This is a genomic window from Vibrio sp. 1078-1, assembly GCF_033340475.1.
Map to the genome: position 1 here is coordinate 285,240 of NZ_JAWOWM010000001.1, position 26,349 is coordinate 311,588.

A 26,349-nucleotide genomic window follows, 5' to 3' on the forward strand; every position below is an offset into this window, starting at 1 on the left:
CACAAAAAATAGTCAACTATTATCCATCTGGTTGCAATAAAGGCAACAAGTTACTTGAAAAAATACTGACGAATACATGACAAAATTGTGTCTATTTAACGTTATTGAGATGAATGCATGATTTTGCACAAGCAAACAGGCAAGAATGTGAAAAAACTCATGCCAAAGTTGTATGCATCCTATTTACACTATATGCAACTGCCGTTATGCTTCCTGTTGCGGTCGGATATAACAACAAATATTGGAGCTAATTTTGAAAATCAAACTTTTAACGGCAAGTGTGGCAGCAGTCCTACTAGCAGGTTGTGGTAGTGACAGCGACCCTGAGGTAAAAAGATACTCAGTTCAGGCTTATGACCCAGCTGTTATCGGCATGAAAGTTCAAGCAGTATGTGGTGGTGAGACATACGACGCGATTGAAAATACAACAAACTATGAAGGTATGGTTGGTAAAGCGCGTTTTGAAAATATCAACGTTGTAAATGCGCCAGGTGATTGTGCTTTCGTATTAACGCACACAGAAGATAGTAAAGACGCGTCAAATGGCAAACCTATTACATCTGACTACAAAATCCCTCAAGGCCTAGCCCAGGCGGATTCATTGGTAACAGGCTCTCCATTTACGACTTTGGTTGCTAACTCTTTAAAAGATGGTGAAGTATACTCTTCTGATATCGCTGAAAAAGTATTCGAGAATTTGGGTATCGATATCAATGCAAGTGGTAAAACAGTTGACGAAATCCTTCGTGATACAGAATCTGTAGTAGCAGGACTTGGCAGTGAGGGTGGTAACAGCGCACTTGCTACTCAGCTAGTTGCAACAGCAAACGTTGTATCAGATATCATCAAAGCGAACCCAACAGCTTCGCCTGAAGCTGTAGCTGTTGCTGCAAAAGCAATCACAGAAGATGTAATCGCGGCGAACCCAAATTATCCTGAGAATGATTCAGGAGATGTTATCTACGTAACGATTCCAGCTGAAGATACTCAGAAAGTTGTTGCTGATGTACAAGAGGCTATCGATAACGACATTCCATTAGAAGATATCGAACCTGACGTACCACAAATCCCAGATGCGGAAGTCGGTGAGCCAATTGAACCTGAAGATCCACCGGGTCCAGGCACTGGCGCGACAGGCGGTAACTAAGCAAGTTTTTGCTGATAAATTCTAAAGGCCTCTTCAGAGGCCTTTTTTGATCCTATCGTATTGTAGTCATCACCTTTTAGTGAGCCCTTTTCTGTTTAAGTAAGGCAGGATGTGCGGACGTGATTCGCCAGCCAGTTTACTGGTGACTTCTTGTGACCAAGTACTCTGTTTTTGATTGCTCGAACGGTTTGCATAGTAGTTTCGCATAGTTTGGTCATACGTCTGAATATCATCCAAGTTTAGATATTGATACTGATTCTCATGCACCACGACATGCTTAGGTAGGCGAGGTTTTACTTCAGGGGCTTGATCTGGATGACCAAGACACATACCAAACAAAATGGCGGTATTTTTAGGTAAACCTAATAATTCGTCTACTTTTTGGGCATTGTTTCGTAAACCACCAATATACACACCTCCTAGTCCCATCGACTCCGCCGCTAGCAAGCAATTTTGTGCCATGATGCCCGAGTCTACAGCGCCTATTAGCGTTAACTCGGTAAAGTCAGCTTGAACATCTGGGTTGATACTGGCGTGGCGTTGGTAATCAATGCAAAACACCAAAAACTCAGCCGCGCTTTCAACGTACCCTTGATTTCCGGCATATTGAGCTAATAGCGTACGTTTTTCTTTGTCGGTCACGCGGATAATTCAAACGACTTGCAACATGCTTGATGAGGACGCCGCAAGACCGGCTTGAAGAATGGCATCTAATTGTTCGCTCTCAATCGGTTGTGAGGTGAATTTTCGAATTGAGCGGTGATTGAGAATTGTTTGAATCGTGCTGTTCATGGTGACTTAACATCCCCTGTTACGTGTAAAGGCTGAAGACTCACCTTAGCGACATTTGATGAGTCGGTAAACTATCTCAAAAGAAAAACAATGCTTGGTGCATAAGTGTGAAGACGAATCGAGAATACACCACTCGTTCTGTTTGAGAGCGTATATACTGTTTTTAGAATCAATAATTTAAATGCAGTGGAAAATATGAAAGAACTCATTGTTCATACAGTTACGGTGTTTATGGGCTTCTTTGCCATCATGAACCCTATCGCCAATATTCCCATCTTTTTGAGTTTAACTGCTGATGAAGATAAAGAAACCATCCGTTCCATTGCGCTCCGCTCGGTTTTTATTGCATTTATTATCATCGCGATATTTTCTATTGCCGGTAAGTTAATTTTTGATTTGTTTGGCATCACGCTTTATGCATTGCGAATAACAGGCGGTATTTTGGTGTTTTTGATAGGTTTTAACATGCTTCAAGGTGATTCGACGCATCAGAAAACCAAAGAGAAGGCGTATTCACCAGCTCAGCAACGGGCGGCATTGAGTATTGCAGTGTCTCCACTGGCGATGCCAATATTAGCTGGGCCTGGAACGATTGCTACCGCGATGAACTTTGCGACAGCGGGTGGTTTCGATCAAACCATTATTACTATCGTTTCTTTCGCTGTCCTCTGTGCGATCACCTATGTACTGTTTTTATTTGGAGACAAATTGGTCAAAGCGGTTGGACCAAGTGCTCTAAATGTTGTGACTAAAATGATGGGCTTAATTCTAGCGGTTATTGGTACTCAAATGTTCATTGATGGCGCGGGCGAAGCCTATAAAACGGTTTTCTCCTAGATTTCTCTTAGACCTTGCCACCTTGGTTAAGCCCGCAATTACATTTCTAACGGGTACGGATTTTTTGAACTTTAGTTTTCATTTTCTAAGAGAGAAATAAATAGACTTCACCTATTTCAATAATAAGAATATTCAATTGTTGTGATTGCACGAATTTCATTACTCTTTTGGCAAGGAGAATGGGGGAAATATGGCAACAAAAGCAATTGTAGTAGAAGGTGGCGCGATGCGAGGCGTCTTCGCAAGCGGAGTGTTAGATGCGTTTTTAGAGCAGAGTTATAAACCGTTTGATTTTGCAGTCGGTGTATCTGCTGGTGCATCAAATTTGATTGGGTATTTGACCGACTACCCACATCGCAGTATTAACGTCATTACTAAGCTGGCCACAAGCAAACGCTTTTTTGACCCGACTCGCTTCGTTAAAGGTGGGGACCTCATCGATGTGAAGTGGTTGTTTGAAGAATCTAATCGCTTGTATCCCGTCGATGAAAATAAACTGTTTAATGGCGTTCCTTTTCTCGCAGCGACAACAAATGTAGATACAGGGCAAGCAGATTACTATCGCGTGACACGTGATAATTTTCACCATGCGATTGAAGCGACAACAGCGTTACCGATTGCCTACAAGCATACCCCTTGTTTTTCTGGTGGTTGTTATACCGATGGTGGGGTCGCTGATTCTATCCCAGTGCGTGAGGCTTATCGTCGAGGGGCTCGCGACATAACCGTAGTACTCTCTCACCCGCTGAATTATGCCAAAAAACCAGTTAAGACCACATGGCTGATGAAGAAACTGTTTGCGGAGCACCCCAAAATGGCGGATGCGATGTTAAGACGTGCAGATAACTATAATCAATCATTAGAGTTTATTCGTAACCCTCCACCAGGAACACATGTTAGGGTGATTGCCCCACCAGATAATTTTCATGTTCAGCGCTTATCAATGCGACAATCCGTTTTACTAGAAGGGTATGAAATGGGGCTGATTGAGGGGCGAGCGCATCTCACTAGTTTATCTGGTGTTCATGGTTTAGACCGGGAAAGCTGTCATTTTTGCGTTTGATTATAAAAGAGCCTCATAGTGAGGCTCTTTTTACTTAACGTTCAAAGGGTGATTTAGTTGACTTTATCCCAAGCCATCTCCCAGTGTGAACCTATTCCAGGCTCGTAATGGTTTGCGCTTTCTTTCCACTGCATACAGTAACCAGAGTATGGGAAAGGTTTACATTGATAAATGCCCCCGTCGCTGGCAAGCACTTTTGTGCCCGCCGTGTAGCTAGATAGTCCTTCAGGGAAGACAAAATCGTACTCACCAGATGGTGGTGGAGTAACTGACTCTTCTTTTAAGTGAAAGTCGAGTGTTTGCTGATCCACCAAGTTGCCATCTTTATCCTTAATACGTGTTACGAGCATATGGTGACCCGGCTCCGATTTACTTAAAGCGAGCGATATCGCCTCTACCGAGCCGTCTTTCATTTCGTTTGCCCAACTTGCAAGTGGTTCGCGATGGTGATTGTAAACGGTGAGTTCTGCATTTAAATCGCCTTCAGCAGTTAGTGTCAGATCCAACGTTGTCGGTGTTGACTCAATGATATACTCGTCTGCTAAGCCATCTACTGTGAGTGAGTATTCTGGGACAGGAGTTTCAATGTTATAGCCGATCTCTACTCGCTCAAGGCCGCTATTTGCTTGCAGATACACCGGATTAGTACCATAAACAGGAGTGAATTTATCCTCTGCATACTGCCCGGCTTGCAGTTTTGCTTGTTTTTGGTTTAGCTTAGTCGCGAGTGCGTAAGACCAGTTTTTCGCTTGGCCCATTGCTGCATCGGTAATTTCTAGTTCAGTTCTATACGCCACGTTTTCACCTGCTTGATCAAATACGCGTGTATAAACCGAATCCCCAATATTTAAATCCATTGTAGGAATAATTTGACCGCCTTGCTTCCAATCTGGAATAACGGGACTGTCACCATCAAATTTCACATCGATCACGTTATAAAATGAGGCTGCAGTGTCGCCAACATCCCATACTGCCAGGATGACATGGTATCCCTCGCGAGTAGGCACATTACATTGATGGCTTACCTGTTTCGGGGGTTGAACCATATTGCCGTCGATGACACAGAAAGGAGTTAGATCAAAAGAGTCTCGTGATAGTGAAGCGTTTGGGTTCCAATCAGGCTTGGTGATGTAATATTTCCAGTCGCGCGTCACGTGGTTAGCGGTAAATGTCCATTCAAAAGTTTGTGTACCTGCTTGAATAGGGCGTTTTACCCAGCGGTCGGCAGTTTGCTCATCAAGGGCAGCTGCTAAAGCGGTTTCGGCACTCGCTATTTTACCATCGCGAGGCCCTGTTTCGGGAAAGCCATCAGGGCCTTCAACGCTTTGCGGTTCATATTGAATCGCACCGCAGTTATTATTTTTTTCGTTAGTATCTGGCGTTGGATACTTACATAGTGCCGAGCGACTTGCAGCGACACCACCATTGGTTTCTGATACATAACCGTGAGCCGCAGCACCTGAGCTAATGCTTGCAAGTGCTAACGCGAGTACGGATTTGGTTGGAAATGATTTCATCACATGTCCTCTGTTATGGCTGACAAACTAATGTCACACTCCGGCGCATGCTGAGCATAAAGCAACTCTACAGAAATTGGACTTCTGTAACACTGCGTCATGGTAACCCCGCTATCATGAGCATTCTTTTAGATTTTTAAATGCTGACAGACCGGAAGCTTTGCGTCCCACCCTTTCGAATGGTTTGCCGAAATGTGATTGAGCAGCCAAAATTTAGCTTAAGAATTTACATGTGGAAAAGTAAACGTCACTGACATGGAATCCTGTTCTCAAATTGAAAGATAACGATATCTTAACCTCGTCAATATTGTGCAGTGTTGTCTTGCAAGGTATTGATTTTAATTTTGTTTTTATCTTTTTTATAGTCATCGTGAATGAGTGGGGGTTTGTTGGGGATAAGTGGAGAGGAATCGTGCTAAGGGTGGAAGAAGTTCTGTCTAAAGGGCGGAGTGTACCGCCCTTTGAATGGTGTTATTTCGGCATGATGACAGTATCAATCACGTGAATGACACCGTTTTTAGCTTTCACATCGGTTGCAATGACATTTGCATCGTTAACCATGACTTTATCGCCCATGGTTTTAATCATCACATCTTGCCCCTGAACCGTAGTCGCTTTGTCTAGCTTAACAACATCGGCAGCCATCACTTTCCCTGGGACGACGTGATAAGTCAAAACAGATACTAACTTGTCTTTGTTTTCCGGCATTAAGAGCATGTCGACTGTGCCGTCTGGCAGTTTTGCAAAAGCGTCATCCGTTGGTGCAAAAACAGTAAATGGGCCTTCCCCTTTGAGAGTGTCAACCAAGCCCGCTGCTTTTACCGCAGCAACAAGCGTATTGAAAGAGCCGTTTTCAGCGGCAACGTCGACAATATCGGCTTTCATCATGCCATGCTCATGAGCCTTGACGGGAAGCATAAAAGATAACGTCACCATCAGTGTCGCCGCGATAACTAAGATACGTTTGAACATAATGTGTTCCTTACTAGTTGAGGGTACAACTGGTTCCCTGGAGTGTGTTTGCATTTGTACGCATTGTGATTGAGAGATGATCATCGCGTCCTACTTTCTTTTGAGGGTCTAACATGTCGCGCAAGAATTCGTCTGCCTTCTTGTTTCACATCGGCTCGTTTCCGCCACGTCCATAAGCGCTCTCTTGCTGCCTTAGCTGCGTTGTCTGGTGTGATAATAGGTGCAAGGTAACGGCTATCTGGCTGCAACTGATACATGACAGCTTCCATCTGGGTCATTGTCCAAGGCTCGAATAAAAGAGGGGGAGGAACCATTTGCAATTCAGGTACCCACTTGTAGATGAACGTGCCGTCAGGATCATGTTCTTGGGCTTGCTTGATCGGATTATAAATACGGATTGTGTTAGTCCCGGTTACTCCTGCTTGCATTTGGAATTGTGGGTAATGAATTCCGGGCTCAAAGTCGAGAAACAGTTGCGCTAAATGCGTTACACCTACTCGCCAATTCATGTTCATGTGGTGAGTAAGAAAGCTAACCAGCATGGCACGCATGCGAAAGTTAATGTAACCAGTGTGGTGCAAACAGCGCATGCAGGCATCAATCAAAGGTACGCCAGTATGCCCGGATTTCCATGCTGCTAACTTTTCTTCATCGAAAGTACTACTTTGTTTAATCAATGGTTCGTAAGCCCGATTAACGCAGTAAAACTCCATGTCGTATTCCGATTCGAATTTTTGGATGAAGTGACAGTGCCAATGAAGCCGTGAAGACAATGCAATTAAGCTGCGACGAAACCCAGCGACTTGCCAGTGTTTCAAAAGGTATTGATAAACTTCACGCAAGGATATGTTACCCCAAGCGAGATATGGAGAAAGTCGAGTACAGGCTGTGCGTGAGGCTGTGGGACTAGAAATGCTTCGATAGTAATCACGACCTCGACGATGGAAAAAGTCCTCTAGTGTTTTCCAAGCGAGCCGGCTTCCTCCCGTTTGCATTCCTTTGCATTTTGATAGCCAGGATGATGGTGGCGAAAACGAACAGCCGAGAGCTTCTGCATCCAATGAATGCAATAAGTCGGTTTGGAGCTCAATAGGGCTTATTGAGGCTCTCATGACAGAGTCCCAATGTTTGTCCCAACCTTGCCGGTTTATTGCACCTCTGATTACAGCACCGTGTTCGAATTCAAACCAGTCGATGTTCTGCTCATACAGCCAAGCGGCAACTTGTCGGTCTCGTTCAAAGGTGCAGTTGAGTCCTATTTCTTGGTGAGAAAAAACAGCGTTGATTTGATATTGCGCTTGAATTGATTGGAAACATGCTAAGGCATCGTCAAACAGCACCGTGATTCGATGCCCATACGCTTTGAGCGTTTCATCCATGTCTTGCAGTGATTGCCAAACAAATCGCCAGTGGCGCTCAGAATAGTGTGGGTTGTTCAATAGCAATGGTTCAACAATATACAAAAGCACAGTTGGGTGCTTTGTTGATAATGCTTGAGTTAGTGGTTGATGGTCAGTCAGCCTTAAATCTCGCTTTAACCACACGACATTGATTGTTTGCATCGGAATCCTCTTTGTTTCCGATGTTGTACGCAAGTAAACCGAAGAAATCTCATCCAATGATCGGTTTTATTCTACAAAACGTAGAGGTAACTTTCAGGGAGGTGACACATGGCAATACCATTGAGTAAGTTACAAAAATACTTCTATGTAGACAAATTGGTCATTCATTCGCTTGATCTCGCATTGTACCAGGCATCTGTCGTGATTGATGGAGAAGCGCAATTTATCACTGATGACAACGGTATCTTTTTGAGGGCTCATTCCCTGATCGAGATGCAAAAGAAGTGCAGGAATATCAAAGCAAATAAGCAGGTTTTAGTACATCAAAGTGCTTATGATGAAATGGTGGGGCTACCCGAAGGCAAAAGAGACAATCAACTAGAGGTATTGGTGAGGGATACAAAATTGTATTGAAAGAGTATTGTTGCGTAGTAAAAGCGAGCCACCTTACGGCAGCTCGCTAAATATAAGGAGAGTTGGGCTTAGTCTTGTTTACGCTGCGCTTCTTTTTGCGCGTACTTAGCGGCACGTCGGGCTTCTCTTTGCTTGGCACTTTCACCACCAACATGCTGCTCGCCTCGCTGCTCTGCAAGAACAACTTGTTTTTCACGCTCGCGGAATCGAGCAATTTGTTCTTCTGAGTGTGTGCCGTGACATTTTGGACAGCTCACGCCTTGCTCGAACAATTCTGACTGTTTGTCTTCTTCAGTGATCGGTAGACGACAAGCGTTACATAAATCGTAATCTGCTTTTTCTAGCTGGTGGTTCACTGCAACACGACCGTCAAATACGTAACAATCGCCTTCCCACATGCTCTCTTCTTGAGGAACTTCTTCAAGATATTTAAGAATGCCGCCTTCTAGGTGGTAGACCTCATCAAAGCCCTGTTCTTTCATGTAAGCCGTTGATTTTTCGCAGCGGATACCACCGGTACAGAACATCGCAACTTTCTTGTGTTTTGCCGGGTCCATGTTTTCTTTTACATAGTCTGGGAATTCACGAAAGGTTTCAGTATTTGGGTTTACAGCGCCTTTGAATGTCCCGATCTCGATTTCGTAATCATTACGTGTATCGACAACAAACACTTCAGGATCAGCAATAAGATCGTTCCACTCTTGAGGTTTCACGTAAGTACCCACCACGTGGCGAGGGTCTATACCTTCAACACCTAATGTTACGATCTCTTTTTTCAGTTTCACTTTGGTGCGATTGAATGGCTGGGTCTCAGAATACGACTCTTTGTATACGGTGCCAGTCAAACGAGGTTCGTTGTTTAGCCACTCCAGTAGCGTATCAATACCTGCACGATCAGATGCAACAGTACCGTTGATACCTTCACTTGCCAGTAGTAATGTTCCGCGAATATGGTGTTTTTCCATCAACGCAAGTAATGGCTCGCGTAGCTCTTGATAGTTATTCAGCTCAACAAACTTGTACAGCGCACAAACTACATACTGACTCATGAGGTTTCCTTTAAAAATACAGGTGGTCAACGACCTTAAAATTTTAGCGGCACGAAGTATACCTGACTAAACTAGTCGGAAATACGGACAAATTATACGGATATTATGAGTAGGCGGGGCCTGGCGGTCTTTGATAGGGGGAGCATGTCCGCAGGTGAAGCCGCTATGTGTTCAAATTATAAGCATTAATTATAGTGGGTTAGGTAGGTTGGAGCCGATACTTTTGGTTTAAATTTATGCTGTTTTGGGCCCTTCAAAAAAGTTAGGCGCAAGAAGCACCAAGTAATCACCGGAGTCATTGACAAGGAAAGGACATGTCGCAGTTTTATACATGAGGTGGTGAGGGATAAAGGTTTAGGGACAAAGAGTGAATGACTGATCGCCATTGTTCATAAACCGCTATAAACGCCTTTTCATCAAATACTAAAAAGGCGTATTTCTAACGTCTGTCCTGCTTATTTCAACGCAGCTGCGGTCTGTTTACCCATGGCAATGAGCCTGTCGAGAATGCGTTCACCGTCGGCACGCAAACCGTTGTGCTCGTACTCGTTGGTGATCCACGCTTTTGAATTTGGGATTAACGCGAGCGTCTCTCGGCTGATATCCATTTCAACAAACATATCATCGGCGTAAACGGCGCAACTGACAGGCACTTTATTTTGAGCCAGTTGATTTTGATCGTACAGCGCAGCCCAATCGTCTTTCGCGGCCAATATTTCTGCGGCGTCTTTTAGTGGTTTAAGGTTGACGTATTGGTCGAACATCCACGGGAAGACCATTTCCCCCGTAAAGTAAAATGGCTGGCCAAGTTCATAATTAAACTCTGGTCGGGTTTGGCGAACACGGTGCGCACTCCAACTCGACGCAAAGCCTTGGCAGTAAATCGATTCATGCAAAATGGCGTAGATCGGGTTGGTTTGGAAGTTTTGCTGCGCCAACATATCGTTCAAGAACTCATAGCGAAGTTGTGGTTTGCCGTTCACTTCAATCAACGCGCTTTCTAGCCAATAGTAAGTTGGCAAGAAAGTATCACTCACACCAAAATTGATGCCGATTTGTTGAAATTGTTCCACCGTGAAGCGTTGACCATTTGGTAGGTACTCTTCATTTTCCAGCAAGTGATTCGCAATGTTTTGGCAAAGTTGTTGCGCACTTGGAAATTGTTGGAAGAACGCTTGGTTTTTCTCCATGGTGCGTTTGAAGGTGGCTTCATACACATCGTCGGCATGACGCGAGACTGATGGCACGCCACCTGTGATGTAGCTTTGTAGCAAGCTGTCTGGGAACAAAGACAAATAGGTGAGGGAGCAAAACCCACCAAAGCTTTGACCTAAGATCGCCCATTTTTCGACGCCAAATTGCTCACGAATGTATTCCGCGTCGCGCACGATGTTATCCGCTCGGAAGTGGCTCAAGTAGTCTGCTTGTTGCTCTGGCGTGAGGTGAGCAAGCGTCTGGTGATTAATTACGCTGCTGTTGCCCGTACCGCGCTGGTCGAGAAGCAAAACTCGGTACTCTTGCAGGGCGCGTTTTACCCAGCCATTATTGCCGTTTTGACGTGGAGAGGGAAAGCCAGGCCCGCCCTGAAAGTAAACCAACCAAGGTTTGGTCGATTCTTCATCGCCAACTAGGCAAACCGAACGGGCGAAGACTCTAATGGTGCCTTTGCTTGCGTCTTGGTAATCCAGAGGAACGGTAAAACTGTGGGGAGTGTAATGCAATCCTGCGTCGATAAATGATTGAGCGTTCATTGTTATCTTTATTTCCTTATTGAGGGGTAGCGCTACTTTACTGCGAATGGCGCGAAGAACCAACGCTATTTCCCAATTGCCTCTTCAGTTCTATACCTTGGTCAAATCAATGTAAGTTCAAGAAAATGAAACGATTAGCGACTGGTGCAACTGGTTGAGTGAGCTATGCTCAATAGAGTTGCGACAAAGTAAGAGCATGGAGGAAGTCGGATGAAAGTGTCACTGGCTCGATGGACAATTGTGACTTGTTTAATGAGCGTACCTACTTTTGCCGTTGTTACGCCCAACCCACCTCAGTTACAGGCAAAAGGTTACGTATTAATGGACTTTCAATCCGGTGCCATTATTGCCGAGCATAACGGGCGAGCAGGCCTTGCTCCGGCGAGTTTAACCAAGTTGATGACCGCTTATGTAGTTGGACAAGAAATCAAAGCGGGGCGTTTGAAATGGGATGATGTTGTCACCGTGAGCGAAAACGCGTGGTCGGCCAAGTTTCCCGGTTCTTCTAAAATGTTCATCAAACCGAAAGATGAAATTAGTGTTGCGAACTTAATGCGCGGCGTGATCATCCAATCAGGAAATGACGCGTGCGTTGCACTGGCTGAGCACGTTGCAGGCAGTGAACGCGGCTTTGTCGCCTTGATGAATGGTTGGGCGGAGAAATTAGGACTGCAAGACACCTATTTTGTGAACTCCCATGGTCTTGATAGTGATGGCATCCAAACCTCACCAACCGATATGGCAAAACTCATGCAGTCGATCATCAGCGATGTTCCTGATGTGTATGCGCTATACAGCGAGAAAGTCTTCAAGTGGAACGACATTACGCAGTACAACCGCAATAAGTTGTTATGGGACAATTCCATTGATGTCGACGGGGGCAAAACCGGCTACACCAGCAATGCCGGATACAGCTTGGTGAGCTCGGCCAAAGAAGGAAGAATGCGCCTTATCTCGGTGGTGATGGGTACGCCAAGTAAACAGGCTAGGATCAGCCAATCGAAGAATCTACTCAGCTATGGTTTTCGCTTTTATGACACCAAGCAAGTTGCTAAACAGGGGGAAGTTGAGTCTAAAGTTCGCGTTTGGAAGGGAAATGCTAATCAAATTGAGGCGATCTTTGCTAAAGATGCCTATCTCACTCTGCCTCGTTCAATGACGGCTGGGCTTGATAAGAGTGTGGTGTTAAATGAACCGTTGATTGCGCCGATCGCGCAAGGAGATGAGATTGGTAAGGTCGTTTGGAAAAGCGATGACAGTACCGTGGCGAGTTATCCCTTGGTCAGCAGCCAAGCGGTAGAAGAGGGCTCGTGGTTCGCTCAGCTTTGGGACAGTCTGGTGCTGTGGGTGAAATCGTTCTTTAACTAGAATAAAAACGAGCAGAAGTGTCTTTCTGCATTTTTTGTTGATGGCCGCCCAGCTAAACGCTGGGCGGTGTTTTATTTAACGGTTTATTCCGACAAGGTGATGATTGGTAAGTCATCCCAAATCTTGCTCTCATCCGAAGCGCCGCCAGAGAAGTTCCAAGGACCTTTGTCTTGTTCAAGTGGACGGTAAGTGGCAGACAATCCATCCAAGTCCCAAGTTGTCACATAGAATCGAATGCCATCCAGTGAATCAGGTCGACCAAGCGCGTCACTCGCAAAGTCCATCGAAATGGTGTTGTTGGCTTTATCTACCGTCACCATTGGTGCTGGCGTCACCGCTTCGCCCCATGTTGTCGCGTTTGCCCCTTGAGTGTTGTAAATCGAGCTTTGCCAGCCGAAGACCACAGCATTGCGACTCCATGTTCCGTTTGGCATAGAAGCGTTGATCTTTGGTAGTTCCGTTAGGTTGGTTGCTGCTTTTTCCGGTAAATCAATGAAGATGGTGAAACCAACGTGGTCAAAGCCGTTTGGCGGCAACCAAGTATCGGTGATCTTGTCCATGGTGAAGGTCAAGCGCACGTTACTGCCGACGGTAAATACCTCAGCTTTGTTGATTGCGAGTTGGCTGTTATCTTTATCGAACGTTGGATCCGTTGGTAGCGAGTAGTTACCGTTAGGACCGCCCATACCATCTTGCGCATCACTTGCGTCATCAATAGTGTCGTCTGGCGTGTTCGACCAGCTTAAGTCCGACACAAAGTTCACATCTTCAATGCCTGCTTTTTTCTCAGTGGAGTAAATCGCGAAGCGGTGTTGCTGTTCGCCAATCGCAAAGTGACGGGTAGATAAAGTCACGCTAAATTGACCGTCAGCACCAACGGTAATCGCTTGTGCGGTTTTTAGATTACCGTCGACGACAAGGTTCAACTTCTCGTTTGCGTTAGCAGTACCAGTAATCACTATGTCATCAGTGATGGTTTGTCCTTCCCAATCCTGTGCCAGTTGGATGTTGAGGTCTGGGGTCTCTACCGATTGGATGTCGTTAGTTTTCGAGTAAATCACGGCAGATTTGGCTGGTAGCTCAAGGGTTACGTGACCGTTTTCATCGGCGATTAACTGTTCTGGAGCTTCTGCCCAGTTAGATATGATTTGTTGTTGGAAAACGGTGCCGCCCGCTTGCTCTACATCGAGTTGGTTCATCAACATTGGGGAGTTAGATGTGTTCATTACCACTAAGACTTCGTCGTTATCCAAAGTGCGGGTAAAGGCGAACACACCTGCACCAGCTTTATCGCTGCCAATGACTTTCATTTCGCCGCGTGTCATGACTTTGTTTTCGGTACGTAACTTAGCAAGCTCTTGGATGAACAAGTACATCTCGCTGTTTTGGTCGAATGAATCTACGTAGTCGCCGTCTTCACGGTAACCGCCAGCAAACATCGCATCGCGCGCTGCTGGCATCGCTTGCTCTGTACCTTGGTAAATCACAGGAATGCCCGGTACGCTCATCATGGTGATCAGTGCTTGTTTCATGTCATTCACGCTACCTTGCGACAGAAAACGTGGCATGTCGTGATTATCAATGAAGTTCGGCATGATGTATGGATTCGGGAACATCTCCATCATCTTCTCAAGACGGAAACGTAAATAGTCGGTCGGTTGCCCTGATGCAAATACGCGCGTCATGGTTGCTTGCAATGGGAAGTTCAGTACCGAGGTTAGCTGTTTCGGCGAGCCACTTTCACCGATGTAAGTCAGCATCTTCTCTTCGCCTTCGGTGTGGTAAGGCGTAGATGTTTCGAAGACTTCACCAAAGGTGAGGAAGTTATCGCGACCAGTATCAACCGCTTGAGTCATCACACCATCGTCGGCGTGCAGGAAGTCGTTCCAGAAATCGTGCTCTACAAACTTCACGGTATCGATACGGAAACCGTCAACGCCAACTTCTCGGATCCATTTTCGGTAGCTCTCTTTTAGATAAGCGCGTACTTCAGGATCGGACGTATTTAGGTCATCCAGATCCGACAGTTGCCAGGTTTTTTCTTGTACTGGATCGTTGTGGTCGGTGATGGTTGGCGTCCAGTGGTAGCTGCCTGTGCCGTCTGTTTTACACTCATTCATGTTGAGTGGGTACGGCAGTTCTTGCCCGGCGGGTAGCGCATTTTTAATCAAACGGAAGCCTTGGCAAGGTAGGCTTGGATCATAACTGTAAGGATCATTGTAGGTGAAGAAGTTGCCTACATGGTTGGTCACGATGTCTTGAATCAAGAACATATTACGAGCGTGCACTTCTCGCGCTAACGCTTGGTAGCTTTCCATGTCACCAAAGTGCTCATCCACTTTTTGGAAATCACGCGCCCAGTAGCCGTGGTAGCCGCCGTAGTTTTGCTCGGCATCCCACCATTGGTTTGCCACTGGCGGTGTAATCCAGATAGAGGTAGCGCCTAGGTCTTCGATGTAGCCCAGTTTGTCACTGACACCAACCAGGTCTCCACCACTGAATTTCTTGTCTGAGGTAGGATCGTATTCATTCTGACCTTGATCGTTAAGCGTGTTGTCGCCGTCGTTAAAACGGTCGATCATCAAGAAGTAAATGATCTGGTCTTGCCAATCAGGAGATGCCACGTGGCTTCCTGTATCGGTTGGCGTAGTTTCATCGCTACCACAGCCAGAAAGAGCTAGGGCGATCGCTATAGGGAGTATTTTTATTTTATTCATAGGGTTAGGTAAGGTTTCAAACACGGTTTTTGTCTCCGTTGTGCAGCAATGCGGAAACGATAAATCAAAGGTTTGAAATTGAGAGTGTCATTTCACGCCAAAAGAGACGTGAAATGATGTCACGAAGTGCTGAATTTGAACTGTGCTACATATTTAACTGAGTGGTTGCACAATTGGGTATTGAATCGGGTAATGGTCTTTGGCTAACTCATTACCAGAATGATCATAGAGTCGGAATCGACACTGTTTAGCCGTTTGGGTGAGGGGAAGTTGTAGCGCCCAGCATGTGTAATCTTCTGCATTCTGAGTTTGGCTCATTGCGTGCAGAGCTGGCGCGTCACCCACGTAGCAATCGATCTTCGCTACGTCTTTTAATCTACACGCGAGTTCCACAAACAAGGTGTACTGAGTGCCGAGTTGGATAAGTTGTCTTGTCGGGACAATGTATTCCGTTGCGCCAATTAAAAGCCCCTTGGAGACCACATAGTCACGCTGGTGGTTATTCTCAATGTAACGTTCCCCATCGACTTCATAACAAAGGCGAAAGGTAAGGGGGTGCGCTACCGGAAGTTCGGTCGTTGCCCATAGTTCGGTGCCATGACTTAAAAAACGCTCGAAGAAAGCGGGGTAGCGCCGCCATGCGCCATCACGGTCACGGCATTCTACCGAGACCACTTTCTCAAACGCAATATTATCCACTTCCATCCAGATTTTACCGACGGGTTGGTCAATGTCGTTATCGGCTAAAGTATTCGCTTTGGCGTAGTACAAGCGGATGGGTTGGTTGTTGAGATGAGTGCGGTTATCTAAGCACTGCTGGCGATATTGCATGGGTGAAAACGGATACCAACGACGAAAAGTGCGGTGAAAGTTCGAAGGTTCTTCATAACCAAGTTGATAGGCGATTTGCTGCGTTGTGAGTTGGGTGTCGGCAAGCAAAGTGAGTGCTTGCTTTCTTTTAGCGAAATCAACGCATTGAGAGTAGCTCATTTGCTTCTCTTGCAGTCGACGTTGCAAGGTGCGTTTGGAGACGCCCAGTTGCCTTGCCGCTTGCTCTAACTTGAGCGCGTAATTGCTGTTTTTGATGAACAAGGCGTTCAAAACACTCAGCAATTCGGGTTGTTCAATTGGCTGGTGAGAAAGTAGCAAATAAACATGTTTCACCAGTTCAAACACGCTTGAACTCGTTTTAGAATCTCGCGTTTCCTTTAGAAAAATATCGGCCGTGAGTGGATTGTTGGCGTGAACTTGTACTTGTATTGATTCGCTTAGCTCAAGCGTCTCCAACTGCATTTTGAGCAAGCCAAACACCGACTCCGCCCAATTTGGCATATCGGCTGTTCTGCATTCTACTTGCAGATGGATTTGGGCATCACCATGTTGCAATGTGACGTACAAACGGCGGTCGAATAATGAGACACTTTTGCTCCACCAAAGCAGCCCTTCTTGGAGGTTAGGCGCTTCTTTCAACATCATGCATTGCAAGGCCACCAACTTCTCAATGTGCCAATATTCGCCGGCAATTCGAAGGTGATTGTGACCGAGCTTTTTGCACAGAAAGGATGTAATAACGTTATCTTGAGGCAGCATGAGTTGAGTTTGGTTGCGAGCAAACATGCATTATTGCTGAAAAGATGAAGAAGTTCAGTGAGAACGCTCAAAGCCTTTCTTATCGTTTTATTTTCAAATTTATTTTGAAAATGTTTTTAATCGAAATCGGTTTTTCCCTTTATCTCATGAGGTTATGCTGTTACACAGCTTAAATTCATTAATTGGAGAACCTCATGGATATCGTACAAGCTGCAAAATCTCGTTACTCAACGAAAGTGTTTGACCCAACGCGCAAGCTACCTCAAGAAAAAATCGACGCAGTTAAAGAGCTGATTCGTTTTAGTCCATCGAGTGTGAACTCCCAGCCTTGGCATTTCATTCTGGCAAGCACAGAAGAAGGCAAGCAGCGCATCGCTAAAGCGGCGCAAGAGAATTACGCGTTTAACGCGGCGAAGATTCTCAACGCTTCTCACGTATTGGTGTTTTGTGCAAAAACAGGCATTGATAACGACTACATTGAAGCGCTAATGGTGCAAGAAGAAAAAGATGGTCGATTCCCAACTGAAGAAGCGAAAGCGGCTGTGCGCGGTGGTCGTAGCTACTTTGTGAACATGCACCGTTTTGATTTGAAAGATGCAAACCATTGGATGGAGAAACAAGTTTACCTCAACGTGGGTACGTTGCTGTTGGGTGCTTCGACGTTAGAAATCGATGCAGTACCAATTGAAGGGTTTGATCCAAAAGTGCTGGATGAAGAATTTGGCTTGCGTGAAAAAGGTTATACCAGTGTTGTGATCGTGCCGCTTGGCTACCACGCGGAAGATGACTTCAACGCGAAAACGCCAAAGTCTCGCTGGGACGCAGAAACCGTATTCACCGAGATCTAATTCGAGCTTACTTACAGGTGACGTAGAACCCCGTAATCAATATATAAATCGCAAAAGAGTGATAAAACGATGATCCACTTAGTCGCAGAAGTGAAAGCCTATCCAGATAGTAAGGATCAGGTGGTGAATTTGCTTGCTGGTTTACTAGAGCCAACTCGTAAAGAAGAAGGCTGTTGCCAATACGAGTTGTATCTCGACGAAAAAGTTGATGGCCTATTTATGTTCCAAGAAATCTGGGCATCGCAAGAGGCCTTGGATAAGCATTTGCAAAGCCCGCATATGGCGACGTTTCTTGAAACATTGGAAGAGAATGATTGGGTTGAATATACCCAGATTCGTCCTCTTCGATTTATCGCCTAATGACAGAAGGTTGCCAGCACGTTGGCGCGTTGCTGGCAGCATTTTTGTTGGATAAAGTCGCGGAAAGTCCGAATCGTTGGCGTCAATAATCGACGATCGGCACATACCATGTAGAGCGGCACTGGGCCGCAATCCCACTCTGGTAACACTCGCACCAATCTTCCCTCGATTAAGTCTCGGCTAATGTCCATCAATGATTTATTCGCAATGCCTTTGCCTTTGATCGCTAACCGGTGTGGCAAGTCACTATCGTTGCTCAACAAGTTACCGCTGACCACGATTTGTTCTTTCTCGCCGTCACGCGTGAGCGTCCATTTGTTGTAGACCGAATCCGCGACCATGTAGCACAAGCAATTGTGTTGCGTTAAATCGGCAGGAGAGGTGAGTTCTGGATGTGTAGCTACGTACTCTGGCGATGCACATAATATCCGTTCGTTTGACCCACACAATGCCAATACGACCAGATTGGAGTCGGCCGGTTCGCCGTAGCGAATCGCAATATCGACAGGCTTGGTATACATATCCGTCAAGCTATCGGACAGCTCTAGTTTAATGGAAACATTTGGGTAGAGATCGATGAACTCATCCACCCAATCGAGCAACATATTGCGACCAAAATCGGAGGGTGCAGTAATGTGCAGCTGACCAGACAACTCCCCGCGCGCACTTGAGATCTGATCCAACCCCTCTTGCAATGTTGCCAACGCTTGCGTGGTTTTGTCTAAAAACAGTTCGCCCTCTGAGGTTAAACGCAGGCTTCGGGTTGAACGCACAAACAGTGGGAAACCGATTTGCCCTTCAAGACGCTTAATCGATGCGCTAATGGCGGCAGGTGTCATGTCCATGCTGTTAGCGGCTTTTGAAAAGCTGCCTTGGCGCGCTGTTTCGACAAAAATATTGAGGTCGTTGAGGGCTTTCATAATGAAAAGGGCTTTTAAGAAGTTTGGGCTACTATAGGGGAGGGTCGTAGGCCAATTCAAGGTTAAAACATTAGGTTGCATGGCGAGTTTGAGTTAGATTAGCGCGCAACTTCACTTTACCGGATCAATAGCATGAGCCAACAGCAGCCGAATAACCCACTTCACGGGTTGAGTTTAGAAAAAATCGTCACCCGACTAGTTGAACACTTTTGTTGGAATGGCCTGTATGAGCGCGTTCGAGTGAACTGTTTCAAGAAAGATCCTTCAATCAAATCGTCGCTGAAGTTCCTGCGTAAAACGCAATGGGCGCGGGACAAAGTCGAAGCGCTGTATATCGAGACGTTTTGCTAACTGCTCTATGGTCAGCAGCAAGCGGTAAGTAGATTCTTAGTCTCGCTTTGGCTCGCTAGAATGACGCAGCTTTTCTTATCGCGTAGGCTGGAAGAGTCGCTCTGCTGATGCGTCTAAAGCGAGATCTCGGATGGTCAAATAGGCTCGTCTGGAATCGCTTTTTTTGATGGTTTTGTAGAGGTCAGAGTCAAACTCGAACCGTCATTCTGAACAGCGAGGAACGAGCGTGATTCAGAATCTACCCTCAGATTGTATTGAGTTTATTCATGGCACTATGGTCTGCAGCAAGCGGTAAGTAGATTTTTAGTCTCGCTATGGCTCGCTAGAATGACGCAGCTTTTCTTATCGCGTAGGCTAGAAGAGTCGCTCTACTGATGCGTCTAAAGCGAGATTCCGGATGGTCACATAGGTTTATCTGGAATCGCTTTTTTAGATGGTTTTGTAGAGCTCAGAGCCAAACTCGAACTGTTATTCTGAACCGAGAGGAACGAGCGTGATTCAGAATTTACCCTCAGATTGTATTGAGTTTATTCATGGTTCTATGGTCTGCAGCAAGTAGATTCTTAGTCTCGCTAGAATGACGCAGCTTTTCTTATCGCGTAGGCTGGAAGAGTCGCTCTGCTGATACGTCTAAAGCGAGATTCCGGATGGTCACATAGGTTTATCTGGAATCGCTTTTTTAGATGGTTTTGTAGAGGTCAGAGCCAAACTCGAACCGTCATTCTGAACCGCGAGGAACGAGCGTGATTCAGAATCTACCCTCAGATTGTATTGAGTTTATTCATAGCTCTATGGCCTGCAGCAAGCGGTAAGTAGATTCTTAGTCTCGCTATGGCTCGCTAGAATGACGCAGCTTTTCTTATCGCGTAGGCTGGAAGAGTCGCGCTGCTGATGCGTCTCAAGCGAGATTTCGGATGGTCACTTAGGCTTGTCTGGAATCGCTTTTTTAGATGGTTTTGTAGAGGTCAGAGCCAAACTCGAACCGTCATTCTGAACCGCGAGGAACGAGCGTGATTCAGAATCTACCCTCAGATTGTATTGAGTTTATTCATAGCTCTATGGTCTGCAGCAAGCAGCAAGTAGATTCTTAGTCTCGCTTTGGCTCGTTAGAATGACGTAGCTTTTCTTATCGCGTGGGCTGAAAGAGTCGCTCTACTGTTACGTCTAAAGCGAAATTCCGGATGGTCATATAGGCCTGCAGCAAGCGGTAAGTAGATTCTTAGTCTCGCCTTGGCTCGCTAGAATGACGCTAGTTCTCTTATCGCGTAGGTTGGAAGATTAGCCATACGTTATTCCCGACAGCGATGAAGAATCGCTGTCGGGAACCTCGCCTTTAATCTCTCATTTCTTACTACTCCAAATGATGCGTACTACCCACGGTTCCTTCCAAGTCTAAAATCGACTGGCGAACGTGATCTGGAATCGCAGCTTTAACGTTGTTCTTAAAATCAAACATCACACCAGTGGCGGTCGCGATGGTCGCAATTTTACCCCACTTCTTACTCAGCACTTGGTACTCCATCGTGATGCGATCTTCTTGCATGTCGATTACGCGAGAACCGACTAATAGCGTGTCTGGGTAAGTAACAGGCAATTTGTAGCGGCATTGAGTCTCGCTCAGTACTGGCCCAATTTGCGAGGTCTGCAGGTCGACCAGCAGGTTAATTTTGTTGAAGTAATCTAAACGTGCGGTCTCAAAGTAGCGAAAATAGACCACGTTATTAACATGTTGCAGAGCATCCATTTCACCCCATGCGACTTTTATCTCTGTGATAACGGGAAAGTCCTTTAACAGTGTGTCCATTTTTATTGCTCCTTTTTCATCTGCTTTGCCACAAATTGCGACGCGACTTATCACTTTGAGCATTTATTCTAGATGTAATCATTTAATATGTAATAAAATTGTTTTCAAAATGTGAAATGAAATAGTGGTTTGATTATGTAAACTAGAAACTTTACATAATCGAGTTGAAGGCGTAAGTTTAACTAAGAGTAACCAGATAGGAGGTGTCTCATGATTGAACTCAAAGGTTTCAACCTCGCAAGAGTTGAGAAACGCATTGATTGGACAGGTGAGCTGTTCAGTTTGAGAATATCTGGCGCGCCTCTTTCCTTTAAAGCTGGCCAATTCACCAAGCTTGCTTTGCTTGATGATGAAGGTAAGCCGATCAGCCGTGCTTACTCTGTGGTTAATGCGCCAAGCGAGCAATTCGATTGGTTGGAATTTCTAATAGTAGCCGACCCTCAAGGACAACTTTCTCCACGGCTCCAAAAGCTTAAATCTGGTGATAGCATTTATGTCGGTACCACCGCACATGGCGATTTAATCCATGATTCTATTCCTAAACAGGCTCATGACCTGTGGCTGCTATCTACAGGTACGGGGATTGGGCCGTTTTTATCGCTGCTGGATGATATAAACCTACCGCCTCACAATGAGCGCATTGTGCTGGTTCATGCCGTTCGTTTCGAAAAAGATCTGGTTTATAAATACCTTATTGAACAGCTTCAGCAACGATATGAAGGCAGATTAAAGTATATACCGATAGTCAGCAGGGAAGTGGTTGACGGTAAATTACAAGGCCGAATTCCTGAACTCATCGAATCGGGTTTACTGTCCAACGCCGCTGATGCGCCATTCTCAGCTCAGCGTAGCTTTGTCATGATGTGTGGGAATCCACAAATGATCAAAGATACCGTGCCCGTTTTACAAGAGCTAGGCTTGGAAAAGTATCGCCATCAAACTGGGGGAAATATCATTTACGAACGTTACTGGTAGCGTTTTGTTAAATTGATACGGTTATGCTCAAGATGTAATGATTACTTTTGAGATACGATCGCGATTTAGTATGTTCTTAGTTGAATATTATGTTGGCAATACCTAAACTGCGCTCACCATTGCGCGTCTGTACACTCAGTCATTCTCGCTTAACCAATTACATTGAGGTGACTGAAGTCCATGTATGCTTTTATCGCGAGCAAGCAACAGAGAATCATTGCTGGTTTTATCGACCTGCTCTTTGCGATGGTGGTCGTGTTAATCATCGCATTGAGTATTAACTCTTTTCTTAACGACTTTCAGCTCTCTTTAGCAGATAACCTCACGCTTGTTCGTGAAACTCAGGCGTTTTACTTGCTTTCTTTACCAACGGTTTTAATGATCAACTGGAATCCATTGAGTCATGGGCAAACCATTGGTATGCGCATGATTGGTATTAAAGTTGTAATGAAAAATGATAGTAAGGCAACGAAAGTTACAGCAGGGTTAAGGCTTGTTATTAGCTACTTGCTGGAGATGCTCATTCCGGGGATCCCGTTGGTAAATTTGGCATTGTTGTTCTTTCATCCGGAGCGACGATTGTTGCATGACTTGATCGCCAATACTAAAGTTGTCCAAGCTTCCTAATTTTTGATCAAAAAAGCCACGTGAAGTGGCTTTTTTAATATCGATAAAGTTAACCAGATTTACTGTTGATTAACATATTTCTTAAAGCGAGCTTTGGTTTCTGCGTCTGCTTTTTGGTACCAGAAGTGCAGCATCTCTTCAGCTGTCGAATCCGCTTTAACCGCAGTTGCTCTCACTTGCTTCATATCCGCAGGAACCTTTGCAGGAAGCGTGACTGGCTGCATGGTTGCTGCGCCAGCAAAAGCCACGGCTGCTGCACCGCCAGCTTGGTTATAATCTTCGATTTCACGTACGTAATCACGACCGATTTGCATACCCGGTTTGAGCAACTTGTCTTGGTCAACCGCGATTGCGTTGCCAGAATCATCAACCAGTTTCCAATCTAAGTCTTTGATCTTCTCTTCCGCATCACGTAGGTTGCGGTATTCTGGCATTTGTAGAGTGAGTTCGGCATTGGTCGCGTCAAATCGTGTAACGATAACATCGCTTTCAACACTTAAACGGTCATTACCTTGGTTGAAGTAAGGGGCGAAACGAAATACGACTTGGTTAAGGCCATCAGGTAACGTCAGTGTTCTTTCAGAGGCGAAAAAACCACCCGAAAGATCTGCTTTTTCACCGTTAGCCGCTAATACTGAAACGTTGTCAGGAACACTCACGGTTACATCTGCGAATGCCATGCCACTCATTGCGAGAGCAAGCGCACAAGTTAAAGGCTTGATCAATTTCATTGTTTTTATCCTAAGCAAATTAGTGGTCATCGAGAGTGCATCGTTCATTGCCCGATTGCAACTCCCAAGTGTAATAAGTATGAAAATTTAACAAGAACGTCATTTTTATCGCATTTATTACGACGAAACTGTGATCCAAATAGAATCAAACCGCTGAAATGCAGCGGTTTGATATCATAAGTTATGGATTAAATTTCTTTCTAACTTATTGATTTATTAAATGCCAGCACCGTGTCCAGGTTCTGATTGGTCATCAGAAGCGTCTTGTTGTTCTGCCATTTCTTCTTGCTGTTGTGCTTTCTCAATGCTCAACCACCAAACAAATAACTCATACCAAATTGCTAGGATAACGGCACCTAAGAACAGACCAACGATGCCGTAGAAAAGCATACCACCGATGGCACCGAGCAGAATCACAGGCATTGGCACGTCGACGCCACGTCCCATTAACATTGGTTTGAACAGGTTTTCAGAAAGAGCAGCAACTACGACCCAAACAGTAAACATGGTTGCTGTTGAGGTGTCTTGGGTCATGTACATGAAGCCAATCACAGGTAGCACAGCGAGCAACGCCGGGAGCTGAGCGATACACAAGATCATTAGAAGCAGTGTGAGTAAACCTGCTGCGGGAACGCCAAATACGAAGAAACCAGCACCGATCAACAGTGCTTGAATCGCCGCTACACCGACTACGCCAAGCAGTACGCTTTTAATTGTCGCAGCGATAAGCGTGGTCCAGCTTTTTGCGTTTTCACCAGCGGTTCGAATCGCGATGGTTCTTAGGCCTGATGCTGCAGATTCAGAGTACGTCATGAAACCTGCTGCAATCGCAAGTGACAAGATTGAAAGCAGTAAACTTCCCAATACGCCCCCAAGTGTACCCAGTAAAGATGTGAGTCCTGCCTTTATTTGTGGCATAAAGGTTTGAATCGCTTGCTCAAGATTAGTAGCGAATAGGGTCCACACTTCGTAGAGCTTATCACCCACGATAGGCCAATCCGCTACGGAAGGTTTTGGCCCTGGTATTTTCACTTGTCCATTTTGTAGTACTTCAAGCGCGTGCGTTGCACCATCCACAATGGAGCCTGATACCATAACAAGTGGCGTGACAAGGAGGGCAATACCAAGTAAAGCAATGGTTGTGGCTGCCAGACCTCTGCGACCACCATATACACGCTGCAATTTTTGGGTAAGCGGCATTAAAGCGACGGCTATAATAGCGCCCCAAATAACCGGAAGGATGAAGGGTTTGATGATGTCGTACGTAAACATCAGCAAGACAAAGATCAAGCCAATGCGTATTGCCGATTCCACCATATTACTGATGAAAAGCTTACTGTCGATTTTTACCGATTGTTTATCCATTTTTGTTTACCTGATGATCAATGTTAGAACTGACGAGACTTGAAACAACAATCGCCATATAAAAAACACCTGTGATGGCCTCTAAATACACCACGACTTGAGCCAGTGGTGTTAGAGGACTAATGTCGCCATAACCGAGCGTGGTTAAGGTAACGAAACTGAAATACGCTGCATTGGAGAAGTTCTGCCCCCAAGAAATCGCTTCCATACCGGTAAAGGCTTCAGGCGAAAACTCAAGCAGAATGAGGTAGGCAATCGCCCACATCAGACCAAGCAGCAAGAAAAGCGCGACCGAGCCAATGACTTTGTTGCTGTTGACATGGCCGGTGAAAAGAATCTGTCTTGCGATGGATTTAAAAGTGCCGAAAAAGAACGCAAAGGTAAGGGCAAGCATCACCACATTCATCTCTCTGATGTCGAAAACGGTCTTGATCACAATCACAAGAACCCAAACACCAAACAGGCTATAGAGGAAACGAGACCAGGTTTTGTCAAAGCGAAGGCTCGCAAAACAGACGATAAACGTCAGAACCGTGAAAGCCTGAAGTATGTGTTCAATCGTCCCTTCACCTACGACTTGTGCCATCGCACTCCCTAGCAACAAAATCACTAGTGCTAAGGTTAGATAGAAGAAGTTGTTTTCTTCATTAATATTTTTGAGGTTTTTACCAATGACCATGGCTCTTCTCACTTAGTTATTGTTCACTTTCTGCGGATGACTCTTTCATCACCATGATGGACGCAGAAAGCCCGAATCGAAGATCAACATCTTCAGGAAGTTCTTGTAGGGAGATTCGCACCGGAATACGTTGTGCTAGGCGAATCCACTGAAAAACAGGGTTTACGTTTGGAAGAAGGTTGTAGCCGACCGTGCCGTCTTTGGGCGCAATACCCCAACCAATCGAGTCAACCGTCGCGTCTATTGGCGTGCCTGGGTGAGACATCAAAGTGACACGCGCTTGGCTGCCAGGTTCGATTTGCGCAAGTTGGTTTTCACGGAAGAAACCAAATACCCAAAAGCTGTTTTTGTCGATCAGTGCGAGCAGTGGTTGGTTTGCGACCGCTTGCGTACCGTTTCTAATATCGAGGTTAGATACAAAACCATCGACGGTCGCATAAACTTTGGTAAAGCTGAGGTTAAGGCGTGCTGATTTTAGTTGTTCTTCTGCAGATTTGATTTGCAGTAGCGATTCTTCGTAAGCGATTTCACGACGAATCAGATCCTTGTGAGAAACTGCGCCACGGTCTTTGGCACGAATGTCTTTTAAGCGGTCATATTCGATTTTTTTACCGCGAGAGCTAACAATGGAGCGCTCCAGTGCTACTTCGGCTTGAGATAACGCAACCTGGTAAGTCGCAGGGTCGATTTCAAACAGTAAATCCCCCGTTTTTACTTCTTGGTTGTCTTGCACCGCGACATTTACAATTGGGCCTGATACGCGAGGAGCCACTTTGATGACGTTAGCACGCACTTGTCCATCTCGTGTCCATGGGTTATTAAAGTATTCCTCAAACTTTTGATAGCCGAGCCAAGCTGCGCCACCAAGAATGACAAGATTGAGTGCGATTACGAATAGTTTTTTCATCTT

23 protein-coding genes, 1 pseudogene and 1 riboswitch are annotated in these 26,349 nt (G+C 45.5%); of the genes and pseudogenes, 10 read left to right on the top strand and 14 right to left on the bottom strand.

All coding sequences use genetic code 11. From position 1 onward, the window contains the following. Positions 1-253 precede the first annotated feature (253 nt). Positions 254-1,147, top strand: coding sequence for a hypothetical protein (locus R7190_RS01250; RefSeq protein ID WP_031780904.1), 894 nt, complete (start codon positions 254-256; stop codon positions 1,145-1,147). Positions 1,148-1,216: 69 nt separating this feature from the next. Here R7190_RS01250 and nfsA read toward each other — a convergent pair. After that, a pseudogene (gene nfsA, locus R7190_RS01255) lies at positions 1,217-1,939 on the bottom strand (oxygen-insensitive NADPH nitroreductase). Positions 1,940-2,134: 195 nt separating this feature from the next. On the opposite strand from nfsA, the gene R7190_RS01260 reads away from it, so the two are divergent. Next, on the top strand, positions 2,135-2,776 hold the full coding sequence (locus R7190_RS01260) for a MarC family protein (RefSeq protein WP_186585069.1): 642 nt from the start codon (positions 2,135-2,137) through the stop codon (positions 2,774-2,776). A gap of 190 nt (positions 2,777-2,966) precedes the next feature. Beyond that, positions 2,967-3,839 (top strand): patatin family protein, encoded by an 873-nt coding sequence (locus R7190_RS01265; protein ID WP_186585070.1) that lies wholly within the window; start codon positions 2,967-2,969, stop codon positions 3,837-3,839. A 53-nt stretch (positions 3,840-3,892) separates the two neighbouring features. On the opposite strand, the gene gbpA is transcribed toward R7190_RS01265, so the two are convergent. From gbpA to R7190_RS01280, 3 genes are all read right to left on the bottom strand, one after another. Then, the gene (gbpA, locus tag R7190_RS01270) at positions 3,893-5,356 is read right to left on the bottom strand and encodes an N-acetylglucosamine-binding protein GbpA (protein WP_186585071.1); all 1,464 of its coding nucleotides are present in this window, start codon (positions 5,354-5,356) and stop codon (positions 3,893-3,895) included. A 98-nt stretch (positions 5,357-5,454) separates the two neighbouring features. Further along, positions 5,455-5,555: riboswitch (cyclic di-GMP riboswitch) on the bottom strand. Positions 5,556-5,827: 272 nt separating this feature from the next. Further along, entirely contained in the window at positions 5,828-6,328 is a 501-nt protein-coding gene (locus R7190_RS01275) for a fasciclin domain-containing protein (protein WP_186585072.1), read from the bottom strand. 80 nt (positions 6,329-6,408) lie between these two features. Then, on the bottom strand, positions 6,409-7,890 hold the full coding sequence (locus tag R7190_RS01280; protein WP_017820144.1) for a cryptochrome/deoxyribodipyrimidine photo-lyase family protein: 1,482 nt from the start codon (positions 7,888-7,890) through the stop codon (positions 6,409-6,411). A 108-nt stretch (positions 7,891-7,998) separates the two neighbouring features. Here R7190_RS01280 and R7190_RS01285 point away from each other — a divergent pair, with 108 nt between their 5' ends. Continuing rightward, positions 7,999-8,304, top strand: a complete 306-nt coding sequence (locus R7190_RS01285) for a DUF6482 family protein (protein ID WP_005374898.1) — start codon at positions 7,999-8,001, stop codon at positions 8,302-8,304. 68 nt (positions 8,305-8,372) lie between these two features. Here the strand turns inward: R7190_RS01285 and R7190_RS01290 are convergent, their stop codons facing one another. After that, a complete protein-coding gene (locus R7190_RS01290) occupies positions 8,373-9,353 on the bottom strand; it encodes a rhodanese-related sulfurtransferase (protein ID WP_005374899.1) in 981 nt (326 codons plus the stop codon). Positions 9,354-9,808: 455 nt separating this feature from the next. After that, a complete protein-coding gene (locus tag R7190_RS01295; RefSeq protein ID WP_186585073.1) occupies positions 9,809-11,104 on the bottom strand; it encodes an alpha/beta fold hydrolase in 1,296 nt (431 codons plus the stop codon). A gap of 210 nt (positions 11,105-11,314) precedes the next feature. Between R7190_RS01295 and R7190_RS01300 the strand changes: the two genes are divergently transcribed. Further along, positions 11,315-12,472: a D-alanyl-D-alanine carboxypeptidase family protein gene (locus R7190_RS01300; protein WP_186585074.1), complete on the top strand. Its 1,158-nt coding sequence runs from the start codon at positions 11,315-11,317 to the stop codon at positions 12,470-12,472. An 83-nt stretch (positions 12,473-12,555) separates the two neighbouring features. Here the strand turns inward: R7190_RS01300 and R7190_RS01305 are convergent, their stop codons facing one another. Continuing rightward, positions 12,556-15,213, bottom strand: a complete 2,658-nt coding sequence (locus tag R7190_RS01305) for an alpha-amylase family glycosyl hydrolase (protein ID WP_186585075.1) — start codon at positions 15,211-15,213, stop codon at positions 12,556-12,558. A 129-nt stretch (positions 15,214-15,342) separates the two neighbouring features. Continuing rightward, positions 15,343-16,806 (bottom strand): helix-turn-helix domain-containing protein, encoded by a 1,464-nt coding sequence (locus R7190_RS01310; protein WP_186585076.1) that lies wholly within the window; start codon positions 16,804-16,806, stop codon positions 15,343-15,345. 167 nt (positions 16,807-16,973) lie between these two features. Here R7190_RS01310 and R7190_RS01315 point away from each other — a divergent pair, with 167 nt between their 5' ends. Together R7190_RS01315 and R7190_RS01320 are read left to right on the top strand one after the other, a co-directional pair. After that, complete coding sequence (locus R7190_RS01315; RefSeq protein ID WP_005374924.1) at positions 16,974-17,627, top strand: oxygen-insensitive NAD(P)H-dependent nitroreductase NfsB; 654 nt, start codon at positions 16,974-16,976, stop codon at positions 17,625-17,627. A gap of 69 nt (positions 17,628-17,696) precedes the next feature. Beyond that, positions 17,697-17,987, top strand: a complete 291-nt coding sequence (locus tag R7190_RS01320; RefSeq protein ID WP_005374925.1) for a putative quinol monooxygenase — start codon at positions 17,697-17,699, stop codon at positions 17,985-17,987. On the opposite strand, the gene R7190_RS01325 is transcribed toward R7190_RS01320, so the two are convergent. Beyond that, complete coding sequence (locus tag R7190_RS01325; RefSeq protein WP_158173249.1) at positions 17,984-18,907, bottom strand: LysR family transcriptional regulator; 924 nt, start codon at positions 18,905-18,907, stop codon at positions 17,984-17,986. The genes R7190_RS01320 and R7190_RS01325 overlap by 4 nt on opposite strands. A 132-nt stretch (positions 18,908-19,039) precedes the next feature. Here R7190_RS01325 and R7190_RS01330 point away from each other — a divergent pair, with 132 nt between their 5' ends. Beyond that, positions 19,040-19,258, top strand: a complete 219-nt coding sequence (locus tag R7190_RS01330) for a VF530 family DNA-binding protein (protein WP_186585077.1) — start codon at positions 19,040-19,042, stop codon at positions 19,256-19,258. A 1,351-nt stretch (positions 19,259-20,609) separates the two neighbouring features. On the opposite strand, the gene R7190_RS01335 is transcribed toward R7190_RS01330, so the two are convergent. After that, the gene (locus R7190_RS01335) at positions 20,610-21,062 is read right to left on the bottom strand and encodes an acyl-CoA thioesterase (RefSeq protein ID WP_005374933.1); all 453 of its coding nucleotides are present in this window, start codon (positions 21,060-21,062) and stop codon (positions 20,610-20,612) included. A gap of 210 nt (positions 21,063-21,272) precedes the next feature. Between R7190_RS01335 and R7190_RS01340 the strand changes: the two genes are divergently transcribed. Then, a complete protein-coding gene (locus R7190_RS01340) occupies positions 21,273-22,037 on the top strand; it encodes a ferredoxin--NADP reductase (protein WP_017820554.1) in 765 nt (254 codons plus the stop codon). A 180-nt stretch (positions 22,038-22,217) separates the two neighbouring features. Continuing rightward, positions 22,218-22,664 (top strand): RDD family protein, encoded by a 447-nt coding sequence (locus tag R7190_RS01345; protein ID WP_132936267.1) that lies wholly within the window; start codon positions 22,218-22,220, stop codon positions 22,662-22,664. A 59-nt stretch (positions 22,665-22,723) separates the two neighbouring features. Here the strand turns inward: R7190_RS01345 and R7190_RS01350 are convergent, their stop codons facing one another. The 4 genes from R7190_RS01350 to R7190_RS01365 form a co-directional block, all read right to left on the bottom strand. Continuing rightward, on the bottom strand, positions 22,724-23,395 hold the full coding sequence (locus R7190_RS01350; protein ID WP_017634411.1) for a DUF2057 domain-containing protein: 672 nt from the start codon (positions 23,393-23,395) through the stop codon (positions 22,724-22,726). A 216-nt stretch (positions 23,396-23,611) separates the two neighbouring features. Continuing rightward, positions 23,612-24,760, bottom strand: coding sequence for an AI-2E family transporter (locus R7190_RS01355; protein ID WP_005386936.1), 1,149 nt, complete (start codon positions 24,758-24,760; stop codon positions 23,612-23,614). Then, positions 24,753-25,439 (bottom strand): potassium channel family protein, encoded by a 687-nt coding sequence (locus tag R7190_RS01360; RefSeq protein ID WP_017634413.1) that lies wholly within the window; start codon positions 25,437-25,439, stop codon positions 24,753-24,755. Before R7190_RS01360 ends, R7190_RS01355 begins: the two co-directional genes overlap by 8 nt. A 16-nt stretch (positions 25,440-25,455) precedes the next feature. Beyond that, positions 25,456-26,346 (bottom strand): HlyD family secretion protein, encoded by an 891-nt coding sequence (locus tag R7190_RS01365; RefSeq protein ID WP_132936268.1) that lies wholly within the window; start codon positions 26,344-26,346, stop codon positions 25,456-25,458. Between the last annotated feature and the right edge of the window lie 3 nt (positions 26,347-26,349).